Here is a 13,920-nt window from a genome sequence, read left to right as displayed (position 1 = left end):
TGCCTGAATCCTTTTCACAAAAAAGAAAGCGCTTTAACGTATGGGGGATGATCTCTCAAAAAGCCTCATCTCCCCCATGCCTGCGCACATTTCGGGGGAACATTTGCTATCTCACGCTGTATCGTATCCTGCTCGCGCTACTTTCCCTCCCCATTTTCACGCCTGGTGGTTTGCTGTCAGCATCATAAAACTTCTTTAGAAAGAGGGATTGGTATATGCACACTCACGGGGATTCGACGGAACTGCAACTGAAGGGCAGTTTGACCAAACGGTGGATCATTTACTTGGTCGGCATTTATATCCTGACTCTTGGCATCAGCCTGGCGATCCGGGCGGGAATCGGTATTTCGCCGCAGAGCAGCCTTACCCGGACGCTCACTGTCATTTATCCAAACTTGACCCAAGGCACTTATTCTTTCATGCTGGAGCTGCTCATGCTTTTGCTTGCCTTTCTCGTCATGCCAAAGGCGTTCCAGCTCAAGTATTTTGCCGGATTGATCCCGGCGCTTGCCCTCAGCCTGTTTCTCGACCTGAACTTGCTGTTGACCGGCTTCATCCAGTTGGATTTGTACGCGGCAAAAGTCATGCTGCTGATTGTCGCTGACGCGGCTCTCGCCTTTGGACTGTTTCTCATGCTCCAGGCGAACCTGGTCCTGATTCCCGTCGATTTGTTCGTCAATACGCTGTTCCAAAAAACCGGGTGGAAATGGGGGAACATCAAGACCGCATTCGACTGCTCCCTTTTGGTCGCCTCGGCATGTATCGGCCTGCTGTTCCTCGGCGAAATCAAGTTCATCCGCGAAGGAACGATTATCAACGCCATCCTCGTCGGCCAATACATCAAGCTGTACACGCACCTGTCCAAAAAATCGCAGGCCGGAAAAGTCCCGCAAAATCCGAACATTATCAAAAACTAGCTGCATCCTTTTGACGGTAAACATTCGGTTGCAAACAAAACAAAAGCAAGCCGCTCCTTTTGGTCGGCTTGCTTTTGTCGTTTCCATGATCGTTGTGATTGTGTGATTGCGCGTTTGACTTGCGCCCCCGCTTACTCGTGCGCCAGTGCAGCTTTGTTCCCGTCCAGCATGGAGGTGCAATGCGGGCAGCGGGTTGCCTTGATCGGAATGGACGTGATGCAGTGCGGGCACTCTTTGGTTGTTACCGGCGCCTGAACGACTTCCTGCTTGCGCTTGAAGCGGTTCAGCTGTTTGATCACGATGAAGATCGAGAAGGCGATAATCAGAAAATCGATGACAGAATTAAGGAAAAGTCCGTAGTTCAGCGTCGCTGCTCCGCCTTTTTTGGCTTCCGCCAGCGTAGGGAAATCTCCGCCGCTCAACGTAATAAACAGATTGGTAAAGTCAACTTTGCCCAGCAACAGACCGATTAACGGCGTAATGATGTCGTTGACGAGCGAGGTCACGATTTTTCCGAAGGCTCCCCCGATGACGACCCCGATAGCGAGATCCAGTACATTGCCTTTTAAAGCAAACTCTTTAAATTCTTTTAACATGCAAATTCCTCCTTAATGTCCCAGTACATGCTGCAAAAAATGTTCGACAAACCGCTCGTGGTCTACTTCCAGGCACACTTGCACATTCGCAGGCTTGGCCGGATTGGCCCGTCTGTCGCCAATCGTGCGGGCATCGCTCGCGCCGCCGGACGTATCCACCTCGACGTGCATCGGCACTTTTTTCACGAAAGTCGGGTCGATCACCACACCGACCGCCAGCGGATCGTGCAAGCCGCAGCCGCGCAGGTTGCCGACTGTGGCATACGCGTCCATATACACCTGGCACATATCAGCGAACACATGGGCAAGCGGTGTATCCAGCGCTCTCCATTCCCGCAGATGATCGCGGGTGAGCAACGTCTGCATCGTCACATCCAGTCCGACCATCGTCAGCGGGATGCCTGATTGAAACACAAAGGCAGCCGCTTCCGGGTCGGCGCATATATTGGCTTCCGCGACCGGAGTGCGATTGCCGGGCACACTGACCGCTCCGCCCATTACGACGACCTGCTCGATGAGTGTCACGATTTCTGGCGCCGCCATAATCGCCCGGGCGAGGTTCGTCATGCTGCCTACCGTGATCAGCGTGACTTGATGGGGATTCGCCTTGATCGTCGAAATCAGAAACTGCGTGGCGCTCTCTGGCTGCGCAGTTGCAGTCGGTTCAGGCAACACGACGTTGCCAAGCCCGTTTTCCCCGTGAAACAGCCTCGCCTTGCCCGTCAGCTCGCGCACGATCGGACGAGACGATCCCTGGTAGACAGGTATGTGGGTAGCCCCGAGCAGCTCCAGCATTTGCAGCGTATTTCTCGTCGCTTCCTCCACTGTAATGTTCCCGAAGGTCGTGTTGATGCCGCACACTTCTAAATGAGGGGAATGTACGGCGTAAGAGATCGCGAGTGCGTCATCGATTCCCGTATCTACGTCCAGAATGACCTTTTTCATGCTCTGTCCTCCCCCTCCGTCAGCTGCCGGACCCAAGTCTCGATCGCTTCGGATTGTATCGCCATGCAGACGTCGGCATCTGTTCCTGCACTTGGCTTGGCCCGCAGGTCGGCAATAAGAGCGCCGCGAGACAGTAGGCTGTGGCAGTCGATGCTCAGCTTCAGCCGCTCGGTTTCGATCTGTTCAGGCGCTACAGCCGCAATCATCGCTCCCAGCACGCTTTTTACAGTGCCTGCTTTTCCAGTGGCTGTGGTTCCCCTTACCGTTTTCGCCAACAACGCCGCCTGTTCATCCGTCAAGCCGAGCGATTCGGTCGCATCAAGCGGAACGAACAAAAGCGGCCCTTTCGCAGCGAGAACAAAAGCAGCAGCCTCCGGGTCAGCATGCAAATTGGCTTCCGCAATAGCCGTCACATCTCCCGGCACGCGGATCGCTCCCCCGCGCACGACGATTCGCTGCACAACTTGCAGCCACTCAGGCTTTCTGGCAATCGCCTTGGCCACGGTCGTCAGACGCCCTAAAGTAACGAGCGTGAGCGGGTTGTCCGGATCGGGCACAAGCTCAGTCAAAAAGGTGACCGCTTCACTGGTCATGACGGAATCAGCCGCGCGATCGGCTTCCCCGCGAAATAGCGGCTGTTGCGTTCCTGCCATGACAGGAATCTCTTCACCTGGCCGAACCTGATCTACCAGTCTGCGTGCCAGCTGGATGCCGCGATCTGGCTCGGCATCGCTCACGATAATTCCGCTCACTTGAACCTTTGGCGACTGTAGTGCATACAACAGCCCTATCGCTTGATCGGAGTCACCGCTAAAATCGATCAGCAGCCGCTGTTTTGATGCCATGGCTCTCAACTCCCGCATTGGTCTATGTCTTTTTTTGCAAAATGTGCTGTACTTATGCTAACGAAATCGGCAGCAGTCGTCAAATGTCAGCACACTTGCGCCAGCTATCCTCTTGCATCGCGGGGCAGTCTATTTTACACTTATCTTTATATTCGACAAAGTTCGTCAACTTCCATTTTGTAGGTTATACTCATTCTCCTGCGATTCGACAATCTTCACAAAAGGAGCAAGCGACATGCCCTCTGTGGAAAACCACCCGACTGACTCGATTTCCCTCGCCAAACAGCATTTGCTTCGCGCGATTGTTCAATCCAAAACAAAGCCTTATTTACCCGTGTGGGGCGAGCTTTTTACCGCTTTGCGGGACATCGCCAAAACTGGGCGGCAACGCCGGGAAAACATCCGCCTCTATCTTCTTCAGCCAACAGGCTCCCTCTGGTATTTGCACAAGGAAGACTGTTTTCACGCCGACCTTCCCGATCCCGGAATCTCTATTTCGCTCTCACAGGAGCAGTTGATTGACGCCCTGTTGAAAGGCAGCTTTTCCCCCAAGACACCCGCATCGTAACAGCCAGCCAGATGAGCAACTTCGGGTGGCTGTTTGCTGTTTTTGGACAACAAAAAAACCCAGGATATGCTCCTGGGAAGGGTAGTACGGAAGTATTCACGTGAATACGATTATTGTATATCCAAGTACCTATCGGGTCTAGCTGTATGTTTAGGCAAAAAAACCTGTTCTATCCACCTGCAAAGCCACGTTCGCCCGCTCTTGAAAAAAAGTAGGCGGCCCTCCTGCACAGTTTGGGTACCGCCATCCCGAACTTCCCCAAGTTCGTTCATATTGGAATTGTACTATGAAACTCTTCTATCGAAAAGTGTCAGGTTTTGTTTTATAGCGAAATAGTGGGAAAATAGATAGAAAAAGCGGAAAAATAGCGAACCCCTGACCCGACTATCCGATCAGGGATTCCCTGCTACTTCGTATCCTTGTCCATCACATCAGCAGCTCTCGGCCCAAAGATGATGTACAAATAGACGTATTGGCTGACACTGACTCGCGGAAAGACGAAGGCGACGCCCGCTTTCCCCGCATGCTGCCTGACAACATACCGCAATTTGCTCGTTTTCAGCCGTTTCAAGATGCGCACTGCTTCTCGCCACGACACGGAAAATTGGACGTTTTTCTCCATCTGTACAAACACCTCACCGAAGCTAGTATGCCCCGATTGGAAAAAATACACACTTACTCATACCGCAGCGCATCGATCGGCTTTAACTGGGCTGCCTTGCGCGCTGGATAGACACCGAAGATGACGCCGACCAATGACGAGGTCAAAAAGGCGTACAAAATCGGGGTGAGACTGATCGAGGTCGAAAGCGATCCGAGCTTGCTGATCAACAGCGCCGCCCCTACACCGAAGGCGATCCCTAAAATGCCGCCAATCAGGCTGAGAGTGACCGCCTCGATCAAAAACTGGCGCAAAATGTCTCGGCGCTTGGCTCCGATCGCCTTGCGAATGCCGATTTCCCGGGTGCGCTCCGTCACGGACACCAGCATGATGTTCATGACGCCTATCCCGCCGACAATAAGCGAGATCGCGGCAATGCCGGACAACAGCGCCGTCATGGAGCTGGACACTTCCTGCGCTGTGCTCAAAATGTCGGACTGGGAGGTAATGCGGAAATCATCTTCTTTTTGCGGCCGCAAGTTATGTTTGGCGCGCAACGTCTGGCGGATGTCTTGCTGCGCTTTGTCCATGACGTCAGAGGAAGCGGCGGACACGTAGATCGTGCCGACATTTTTGCCCCCCGTCAGACGGCTCATCGCGGTCGTAATCGGAATGAGGATTCTGTCGTCATTGTTCGTCATCCCCGAGCTGCCCTGACTTTTCAACACCCCGATGATTGTAAAAGGAACCCGGTTGATTTGAACGGTTTGCCCGATCGGGTTTGTCGTCGCATTTTTGAACAGATTGCTGACGACCTCGGTCCCGACGACAGCCACGTTGAACTGCCTCGTCACCTCAAAGTTCGAGAAAAAGCGGCCTTGCGCTACTTCTGCGTTGCGGACTTGCAGGAAGTCGGCAGTCGTTCCCTCCAGTGAGCTGGAGTAGTTGTTGCTTCCCCAGACGATTTGCGCGCGTCCGTTGACGCTCGGTGCCACTCCCGCGACCGAATCGTTCTCGGCGATCGCTTCGGCATCAGCCATCGTCAGCGTATTCAGCGACCCGGCCCCGAGGCTTACCCTGCCTTGTGTCGCCTGTCCCGGCGAGACGATCAAAAGATTGCTCCCCAGTCCATTGATTTGGGAAGCGACAGAAGAAGACGTTCCTTCCCCGATCGCAACCATGGCAATAACGGCTGCCACCCCGATAATAATCCCCAGCATCGTGAGCACAGAGCGCAAGCCATTTGCCCGGATGCTGCGAAACGAAACACGTACACATTCAATCAAGCTCATGTTCTCACTTCCTCTGCCTGCGCTATTCTGCGCTCTTGTACCACTTCATTGGAAATGATCTGACCGTCGCGAAAACGGACGATCCGTTTGGCATACTCGGCAATGTCCGGCTCATGCGTGACGAGAATCACCGTCTTGCCTGCGTCATTCAGCCGCTGGAAAATTCCCATGATCTCTTCGCTCGTCTTCGTATCCAATGCGCCTGTCGGTTCGTCCGCGAGCAAGATGACCGGATCGTTGACCAGTGCCCGGGCAATCGACACCCGCTGCTGCTGGCCGCCAGACAGCTCATTCGGCTTATTGTTCAGCCGCTCGGCCAGTCCTACGCTGATGAGTGCCTTGATCGCTCTCTCCCGCCGCTCTTTGGCTGACGCACCGCCGTACAGAAGCGGCAGCTCCACGTTTTCTACCGCAGTCGTGCGCGGGAGCAAGTTGAAATTTTGAAAGACAAATCCGATCTTCTGATTGCGGATTACAGCCAGCTCGTCATCGTGAGCCAAAGACACAGGCTGCCCGTCCAAATAAAACTCTCCCGAGGTCGGTTTATCGAGGCAGCCGATGACGTTCATCATCGACGACTTGCCTGAGCCGGACGGCCCCATGATCGCCACGAAGTCGCCCTCGTCAATCGTCAGGCTGACGCCCCGCAAAGCCATAATCTCCTGGTCGCCAATCTGATACTGTTTCTTCAAGTCTTCGATTTGAATGACTGGTCTCATCTTTTATCGACCCCTCATCTGGACGCCGCCTCCGCCGCTAGGGAAGCCTCCGCCCATCCCCGGGAATCCGCTTCCGCCCATGCGCATATTACCCGAGTTGGCGGACGTTGAGGTTGTGCTTGTGCTGACCGGGATGACGACCCGATCGCCTTCTTTCAAGCCTTCCAAAATCTCTACCCGATCCGCCGCAAAAAATCCGATTTTGATCGGTGTGAAATGGTACGGCATCGATGCCATTCTGTTGGCTCGCTCACTTCTCGGCTTTTCTTGCGACTTGTCGGCAGCTTCCGTTTTTGTCTCAGTCTGCGCAGCCGTTGCGGTTGCATTTGCCGCCGTACCCGAACGCTCTCCTGCCATCAGGTAGACGCCGTCCTTGCCGTTTTGCGTTTGCAGGGCAGCAGCTGGCACGTAGAGCACATCCTTGTGCGTCCCAAGCTCAATCGTCACGTTCATCGTCATTCCGATCTTCAGCTTGTTGTCTTTGTTTGCCACAGACAGCAGCACATCATAGCTCGTCACACCCGAATCGGTTTTCGCCTCGGGGTAAATCAGCTTGACCTTGCCTGTAAAAGTATCATCCGTATAAGAGCTGGTCGTAAAAGACACGGGCAGACCTTCTTTTACTTTTCCGATGTCGCTCTGGCTGATTTGCGCCAGCACCTCAAGGTCACCCGAGTTGGAATTATCCATAATAATAAAATCATTGCCGGGAATTTCACCTACGTTGCCATTCAACTGAACGATCACCCCGTCCATCGGCGCTTTCAGTGTCACGGCATTCAAAGCCTTCTGCGCTTTTTGCAGCTCGGCTTTCGCCTGCTCTACCGCTGCCTTCGCTGCGAGGATCGTCGCAGAATCCGGGCCTTCATTCGCTTCTTTCAAAGCTTCTTGCGCCGTCTGGTAGGCTGCCTCCGCCTGATCGACTTTGACGCTGGACTGCGATGTCGTCTGTCCGGCTGTCAATGTAGCGGAGTTGTAGTCGCGCTTCGCTTGCTCCAAGGAGTCGCTCGCGTTGTCGTATTCGGTCTGCGAGATGGCTCCTGCCGCAAACAGCGCTTTTTGCGAGTCAAATGTCTTCTGCGCATTTTCGAGCGCGGCTTTGGCCTTCGCTACATCGTTTGTCGCCTTTTTCCCGTCGATGTTTTGCTTCGCCAGTTCAAGCTCGCTTTTCGCTTGAGTGACCGCCGCCTGGAGCGAGGCAATTTCCGCTGTGCTCTTGCGCTTTTGCGCATCTTCCAGCTTGGCTTGCGCGGACAACAGATTAGCCTGCGCATTCGTCACTTGGATTTTCGCCACGGAATCATCCATCGTTGCCAGCACCTGTCCCGCTTTGACCTGGTCACCGATTTTCACCTGGATGGTCGAGATGGAATCTTTGGCGTCCTCTGCGTCTGAGAACGATAGCGAGGAACGCTTGGAAGCCTGAACGGTCCCGGATGCCAGCACGGTTTCGGAGACGTCGCCTTTTTGGACCGTGACAACCTGAAAAGCTGCTTGCGCCTGCTCAGGGGTCACAAACGCTTTGTATCCATACACGCCCCCTCCCGCGATCACCGCGACCGCCAGTCCGGCGATGAGCCATTTCTTCTTGCTATTTCGCGCCGCCGAAAACAACGTCCGTTTCTTCTCCGATTGCGTCACATCAAATCCTCCTGCCTTGTGCGTAATAAGCGGGAAACACCTTGTCTTCCCTGTTGCGATCAATATACGGAACGAATATGTCAGGGATAAGTCAGATGAATGGGAATGATGTGAAAAACGACCAGCCGATTTGGCATGGTCGCTTGTGGCAAGCCTATGTTATTGGTGCAAAACAAGGGTGAAGGTACTGCCGTCCTTGGAGCTTTCCGCAAGCAGCAGCTTGCCCCCGAGCGCCTGCGCGATCATTTTGCTAAAAGACAAACCCAGCCCCAGCCCGCGAACGACCTGCTTCTTTTCCTCGCCACGGTAAAACCGCTCGAAAATCAGTGGCTGCTCCGCCTCCGGGATTCCTTGCCCCGTATCTTTGACATCTACGCGAATTTCTTCGCCGACCACCGAAAGCGACACGTCGATCTTCCCTCGCGAGCCCATCGCTTGTGCCGCATTGTTCAGCAGATTGTACAAAATTTGCTGCACGCGCAACGGGTCCGTGTTCACGATGATCGGTTCGGCTGGCTTCTGGATGGACAGCTCGATCTGCTCCGCCTCCTGCATAATCTGCCACTGGTGCGTAATTTCCTGCACCAGCTCGTACATGTTTTGCTGCTCGCGGCGAATGCGGATATCCCCGACCGCAAACGAGTTGAAGTCGAGCAAATCCTCCACCATTTTTTGCAGGCGTACGGTTTCCTTCGCGCATATCTCCAAAAATTCCTTGGCTTCCTCGCCGCTGACGATATCATCCTTGACCGCCTGAACCAGCCCGCTAATCGACGTGACAGGCGTCTTCAGCTCGTGCGTGACTCCTGCCAGCAATTCGGTGCGCATCAGCTCCAGCTGCCGCAAGCGATCAGCCATTTCCTTGAACGAATGAATCAGCTCGTCAATTTCCTCTTCGCGCCTGTCTTTCTCGAAGTGAATCTCGTAGTTGCCCATGACGATTTGCTTGGCCGCGTCTGCTACGTCCTTGATCGGGGTAGACAGCTTTTTCGTCAACAAATAGATGACGAGCCAGCCGAGCAGTCCGAGACTGATCAGCATGATGAACATCAGCTGAAACTCGGTCGTGCTGCGCATCAAGTCTTGCTTCGGGGTAAAAAGCATGACCCAGCCGACAGTTTGCTGGTTGACCCGGATGCTTTTTTTCACGAACAGCAGCTCTTCGCCGCGTTCCAGCTTCACCTGTGACATGCTTTCGTCTGCTTCCACCAGGTCCTGGGCCATCCGCCGCAGTTCAGAGTTGAGCGGATCACGCCCGCCAAACACGGCGCGATGATTGGCATCCAAAATGACCATGAACGGTTTGTAATTGACGCGCAGCGACTCTTGCCGACTGTCGAGCAGGCGGAACAAAAACGGCGAAATGACGACTTTTCCGTCCGCATCCACGACGCGGTCCGATACTTCCGCCGCCATCAAGCGCATGAAGTCGAGCCGCTTTTGCTTTTCGCTGTAGTTGATCCAGAAGCTGGAAGCGATACCGATGACCAACAGGCCGATGCAAAGCGTAATCAAATACCGGGTCGTCCAATACCGGAACAAAGTAATCCGCTTTTTCTCACTCATAGACACATAGCTTGTAACCCAAGCCGCGGTACGTGCGAATTTCCCCTTCAGAAGCCGGCCAGTTCTCCAACGATCGGCGAATCCGCTTGATGGCGAGATCGACGGCCCGGTCGCTTCCCTCGTAATCCATCCCCCACACTTGCTCGATCAGCTGCTCGCGGGTAAATGTCTGGTTTTTGTATTGGGCGAGAAACAAAAACAGGGACAAGTCTTTCGGCGTAAACGCCAGCTCAATGCCATGCAAGGTAACGGTGTACGCCTTGAAATCGACTTTGAGACTGCCAAACTGCTTGACCTGATCGCCCTCGATAATTTGCTTGGAGCGGCGAAGCACAGCCTTGACCCGCGCAACGACTTCATCCGCGATAAACGGCTTGGTAATGTAATCGTCGGCACCTTGCTCCAGCCCGGCGAGCTTGTTGTCGATATGCCCGAGTGCCGTCAGCATGATGACGGGACAAGAACTTTTGGAACGTATGTATTCTAAGAGACTCCACCCGCTTCGTCCTGGCAGCATGACGTCCAGAAGGACCAGCGCCGGGTTGAAGGCATCGAATTTGCTCTGGGCTTCGTCTCCGGTAAAAGCCTGTTCGACCTGGAACTGATGCTTCTCCAGATACGCTTTTAGTACCCGAGAGATGGGCAGTTCGTCTTCCACGATCAAGATGTTTGTCATTGCACTTTCTCTCCCCTCGAAAACGACAGGTCTTCCCTCTCTAGCGTAGGACATGAATATGTCAAGCAAATGTCTAGATCAATAGCTAGACTGGCATTAAAATGAAGAAAGCTGTAGTAGATTTAGGGAGGCTATACTTATGAAACGTTTGACCGAGGAAGAAAAAACCGGACTGTACAAGGCGATCAGCAATCGGCGGGATATTCGCACTTTTCGCCGCGACCCGGTTCCGCCTGAAAAAGTTGCCATGATTCTCGCCGCTGCTCACCACGCTCCTTCCGTCGGCTTCATGCAGCCGTGGAATTTCATTCTCGTGGAGGATGAGCAAATCAAGCAGGAGCTGGCAGACTGTGCAGACAAAGAACGGCGGGCGCTCGCGATCCACTACGAGGGAACCGGCCGCGAATCCGCTTTTCTCGACTTGAAAATTCAAGGGATCAAAGAAGCTCCCATTACGATCTGCGTTACCTGTGATCCGACGCGGGGCGGCGACCACGTCCTCGGACGCAATTCTATCCCCGAGACAGATATCATGTCTGTCAGCTGCGCCATCCAGAACATGTGGCTGGCAGCGTATGCCGAAGACTTGGCGATGGGCTGGGTGAGCTTTTACAAAAAAGCAGACGTCCGCCGCATTTTGCACATCCCGCCGCATATCGATCCGGTTGCCTTGCTATCGATTGGCTATACAGACCACTACCCGGATCGGCCGCTTTTAGAGCTGCACAAATGGGCACAGCGGCAAGACTTGCAACAACTGATCTATCGCAACAGCTGGGGAGAAAGTGCCCGGCACGCACAAAAAGGGCTGCCGGAAAACTAGGCAGCCCCAATCAAAGTGGAGGGTAGTACGTGAATCTCGGTATGTTCCTGACGTAACTACCCTGCCCGCAAGTTTCAGCGAAAAGCCGACTTGCTCACATGGAACTACGAAATTGGGAAATATCACCCGATCGTGCTGGCAGCGCAAGCAGATGAGTTAGTTCTGCGGGCGCGTCCTGTTTGTCGGAACAGCCGTCAGCGGGTCGTCCGGCCAGTAATGCTTCGGGTAGCGCCCTTTCAAGTCTTTTTTCACTTCGAAGTACGCTTGCTGCCAAAAACTCGCCAAGTCTTTCGTCACTTGCACCGGACGCTGTGCCGGAGACAGCAGGTGAAGCGTTAGCGGCACTTTTCCACGCCCGATGCGCGGCGTGTCTTGCCAGCCGAACAGCTCCTGCAGCCGGACAAACAGACTGGGCGCAGCCGGATCGCTGTAATCGACGGGAATGTTCGATCCGCTTGGAACTCGCACATGGGTGGGCGCATACTCGTCCAGTTGTCGCCGTTCGTCCCAGCCGAGCATCCCGTCCAAAATGGCAGCCAGAGACAGCTGTTGCAGCTCGTCTCTTTTTCGCATGCCGTACACATGCGGCGCAAGCCACTCTTCCAGCGTAGCGAGCAGAGCTTCGTCATCGACGCGAGGCCATTCCGGGAACAGGTCGCTCATGAACTGCAACCTCTCCCGGAGCTGGCGGGCGTGACGGCTCCATGGCAGTATCGCCAGGCCCTCTGTCCTGATGCCGGTAAGCAAGGCGTGCAACACGGCGTCGTCATCCCGGTCTGCCGCCGTCTCTTTTAAGATGAGCGCACCGAGCTTCTTGCGGGTACGCGACCGCACAGCGCCAGCGGAACGATCCCACCAGACGGCTGTTTCTTCGCTGATCTGCCCGGCCCAGTCCTGGTGCAGTTCGCTCTCTTCGATTTGCGCTGCCAGCATGATGCGGCTGTCTACTCCCTGATCGTCAAGAAGCGGCGCTACTACATACGGGGCAAAAGCCAGTGGCTGCTCCAGCCCAAACGCTGCTCCACGGCCATTGCGCAACAAATATCGCCCGTCGCCCCTGCGCTGCGCGATCCGATCTGGATAAGCAAATGCCAGCAGTCTGCCTGTCTGGCTGATGTCGCCGCTCACGCTTGTCTTTGGCTCCCCGCTTTTTCTCCACTGCCGCTTCAACTGCGCCGCGTCGTTCCACAGCTTGCTGCAAACGGCTTCTTCCACTTGCAGCCCATGTCCGTGAACAGAACGTCCCTCCCCGCGATTTCCTGCCACGAACCGCAGAAGTTCGACTCGCGAGCCAATATCCGCGTCAGCCGCAGCCCCTCTCCCGCGAACGATATCCCGCTCTTCCAGCAATACAGCCAATTCGCAAGCCAAATCGAGCAGTCCCAGCTCGCTTGCTCGCTGAATCATCTGCCCAAGCCTCGGATGCAGTCCCATCCCGGCCAGCACCCGGCCATGCGCCGTTATTTGCCCATGAGCGTCCAGTGCTCCCAACTGCTGAAGCAGCTCTTGCGCCTGGGCCAGTGCCGCTTTTGGCGGGATATCCAGCCATTGCAGCTCCTCGACATCCTTCACGCCCCAAGCCGCAAGCTCCAAAGCAAGCGGCGCTAGGTCAGCGTCGATGATTTCCGGCGAATCGTGCGCGGCAAGCATCCGGTCTTCCTGCTCCGTCCACAAGCGATAACAGACGCCCGTGTCCAGCCTGCCCGCCCTGCCCATGCGCTGTTCTGCGGACGATCTCGATACACGCCCTGTCTCCAGTCGCGTCATCCCGGTGCGCGAAGAGAAGCGCGGATACCTTTTCAAACCGCTATCGATGACAATCCGCACGCCTTCTACGGTCAGGCTCGTTTCCGCGATGGAAGTCGCGAGCACGATTTTGCGCTCTCCTGGCTGCCCGGGACGCAACGCCCGATCTTGCTCCTGCTGCGAAAGCGCTCCGTACAACGGACATACGCGCACCTGTGCCCCAAGCTGACTTTTCGCCAACAGAGCTTGCGTCGTGCGGATTTCTTTGGCTCCCGGCAAAAATACCAGCATGTCTCCCTCGTCCTGCATAAGCGCCGCGAGCGCGAGACGGACGATCTCTTCTTCCACGGAACCATTCAGCGGTTTGGGCAAAAAGCGCGTCTCGACCGGAAAAGCCCTGCCCTCGCTGACGATGATCGGAGCGTCACCGAGCAACCGGGCGACAGGCTCCGCCGCAAGCGTCGCTGACATGACCAAAATGCGCAGGTCGGGGCGAAACAGGCTTTGCGTCTGAAGACTGAGGGCAAGTCCGAGGTCGGCATGCAAGCTGCGTTCGTGAAACTCGTCAAAAATAAGCAGACCGACAGCTTCCAGACCCGGATCGTCCTGAAGCATGCGTGTCAGGACACCCTCCGTAATGACCTCAATCCGCGTGTTCGGGCCGATTCGCGTATCGTGCTTGACCCGATAGCCGACCGTCTCTCCCACTTGCTCCCCAAGCTTGCGCGCCATGTAACCCGCCGCCGAACGGGCTGCCAGACGCCTTGGCTCCAGCATGAGAATGCGCTTGTTGGACAGCCACGCCTGCTCCAGAAAAGCAAGCGGCACCCTGGTCGTCTTTCCCGCGCCGGGAGCTGCGACTAGCACCGCGCTGTTGCTTGCCGCAAGCGTCTCGATCAGCTGCGGCAACACGGTATCAATAGGCAATGCCATGTTGTGTTTCACCTCATGTCCAAATCCATTCTGTAATCATCATACACGATTA

13 protein-coding genes are annotated in these 13,920 nt (G+C 55.1%); 3 read left to right on the top strand and 10 right to left on the bottom strand.

Annotation, left to right across the window (positions count from 1 at the left end; translation table 11 throughout):
- Positions 1-215 precede the first annotated feature (215 nt).
- A complete protein-coding gene (locus tag EDM60_RS05510) occupies positions 216-917 on the top strand; it encodes a YczE/YyaS/YitT family protein (RefSeq protein ID WP_122963048.1) in 702 nt (233 codons plus the stop codon).
- A gap of 131 nt (positions 918-1,048) precedes the next feature.
- On the opposite strand, the gene mscL is transcribed toward EDM60_RS05510, so the two are convergent.
- Genes mscL through EDM60_RS05495 form a run of 3 tightly spaced genes read right to left on the bottom strand, consistent with a single transcriptional unit; the run spans position 1,049 to position 3,303 of the window.
- A complete protein-coding gene (mscL, locus tag EDM60_RS05505; RefSeq protein ID WP_063228617.1) occupies positions 1,049-1,513 on the bottom strand; it encodes a large-conductance mechanosensitive channel protein MscL in 465 nt (154 codons plus the stop codon).
- Positions 1,514-1,525: 12 nt separating this feature from the next.
- Positions 1,526-2,458: a nucleoside hydrolase gene (locus EDM60_RS05500; RefSeq protein WP_122963047.1), complete on the bottom strand. Its 933-nt coding sequence runs from the start codon at positions 2,456-2,458 to the stop codon at positions 1,526-1,528.
- The gene (locus tag EDM60_RS05495) at positions 2,455-3,303 is read right to left on the bottom strand and encodes a nucleoside hydrolase (protein WP_122963046.1); all 849 of its coding nucleotides are present in this window, start codon (positions 3,301-3,303) and stop codon (positions 2,455-2,457) included. The genes EDM60_RS05500 and EDM60_RS05495 overlap by 4 nt, the downstream gene beginning before the upstream one ends.
- A gap of 235 nt (positions 3,304-3,538) precedes the next feature.
- On the opposite strand from EDM60_RS05495, the gene EDM60_RS05490 reads away from it, so the two are divergent.
- Positions 3,539-3,871 carry a protein kinase family protein gene (locus EDM60_RS05490; RefSeq protein WP_122963045.1) on the top strand — a complete coding sequence of 111 codons (333 nt, stop codon included), beginning with the start codon at positions 3,539-3,541 and terminating at the stop codon, positions 3,869-3,871.
- 406 nt (positions 3,872-4,277) lie between these two features.
- Here EDM60_RS05490 and EDM60_RS05485 read toward each other — a convergent pair whose 3' ends face one another.
- From EDM60_RS05485 to EDM60_RS05460, 6 genes are all read right to left on the bottom strand, one after another.
- Positions 4,278-4,493: a hypothetical protein gene (locus EDM60_RS05485; RefSeq protein ID WP_063228613.1), complete on the bottom strand. Its 216-nt coding sequence runs from the start codon at positions 4,491-4,493 to the stop codon at positions 4,278-4,280.
- Between the two features lie 53 nt (positions 4,494-4,546).
- On the bottom strand, positions 4,547-5,764 hold the full coding sequence (locus tag EDM60_RS05480; protein WP_122963044.1) for an ABC transporter permease: 1,218 nt from the start codon (positions 5,762-5,764) through the stop codon (positions 4,547-4,549).
- Positions 5,761-6,483 (bottom strand): ABC transporter ATP-binding protein, encoded by a 723-nt coding sequence (locus EDM60_RS05475; protein ID WP_122963043.1) that lies wholly within the window; start codon positions 6,481-6,483, stop codon positions 5,761-5,763. The genes EDM60_RS05480 and EDM60_RS05475 overlap by 4 nt, the downstream gene beginning before the upstream one ends.
- Before the next feature lie 3 nt (positions 6,484-6,486).
- Complete coding sequence (locus EDM60_RS05470) at positions 6,487-8,124, bottom strand: efflux RND transporter periplasmic adaptor subunit (protein WP_122963042.1); 1,638 nt, start codon at positions 8,122-8,124, stop codon at positions 6,487-6,489.
- A gap of 159 nt (positions 8,125-8,283) precedes the next feature.
- Positions 8,284-9,690, bottom strand: a complete 1,407-nt coding sequence (locus EDM60_RS05465; protein WP_122963041.1) for a HAMP domain-containing sensor histidine kinase — start codon at positions 9,688-9,690, stop codon at positions 8,284-8,286.
- Positions 9,683-10,366 (bottom strand): response regulator transcription factor, encoded by a 684-nt coding sequence (locus EDM60_RS05460; protein ID WP_122963040.1) that lies wholly within the window; start codon positions 10,364-10,366, stop codon positions 9,683-9,685. Before EDM60_RS05460 ends, EDM60_RS05465 begins: the two co-directional genes overlap by 8 nt.
- 139 nt (positions 10,367-10,505) lie before the next feature.
- Between EDM60_RS05460 and bluB the strand changes: the two genes are divergently transcribed.
- Complete coding sequence (bluB, locus tag EDM60_RS05455) at positions 10,506-11,189, top strand: 5,6-dimethylbenzimidazole synthase (RefSeq protein WP_063228607.1); 684 nt, start codon at positions 10,506-10,508, stop codon at positions 11,187-11,189.
- A gap of 156 nt (positions 11,190-11,345) precedes the next feature.
- On the opposite strand, the gene hrpB is transcribed toward bluB, so the two are convergent.
- Entirely contained in the window at positions 11,346-13,868 is a 2,523-nt protein-coding gene (gene hrpB / locus EDM60_RS05450; protein WP_122963039.1) for an ATP-dependent helicase HrpB, read from the bottom strand.
- Positions 13,869-13,920: the final 52 nt, after the last annotated feature.

The sequence above is a fragment of the Brevibacillus parabrevis genome, from assembly GCF_003710905.1.
Classification (GTDB): domain Bacteria; phylum Bacillota; class Bacilli; order Brevibacillales; family Brevibacillaceae; genus Brevibacillus; species Brevibacillus parabrevis.
The sequence above is the reverse complement of the archived record's forward strand: the minus strand, read 5'-3'. Positions and strand labels throughout refer to the sequence as shown.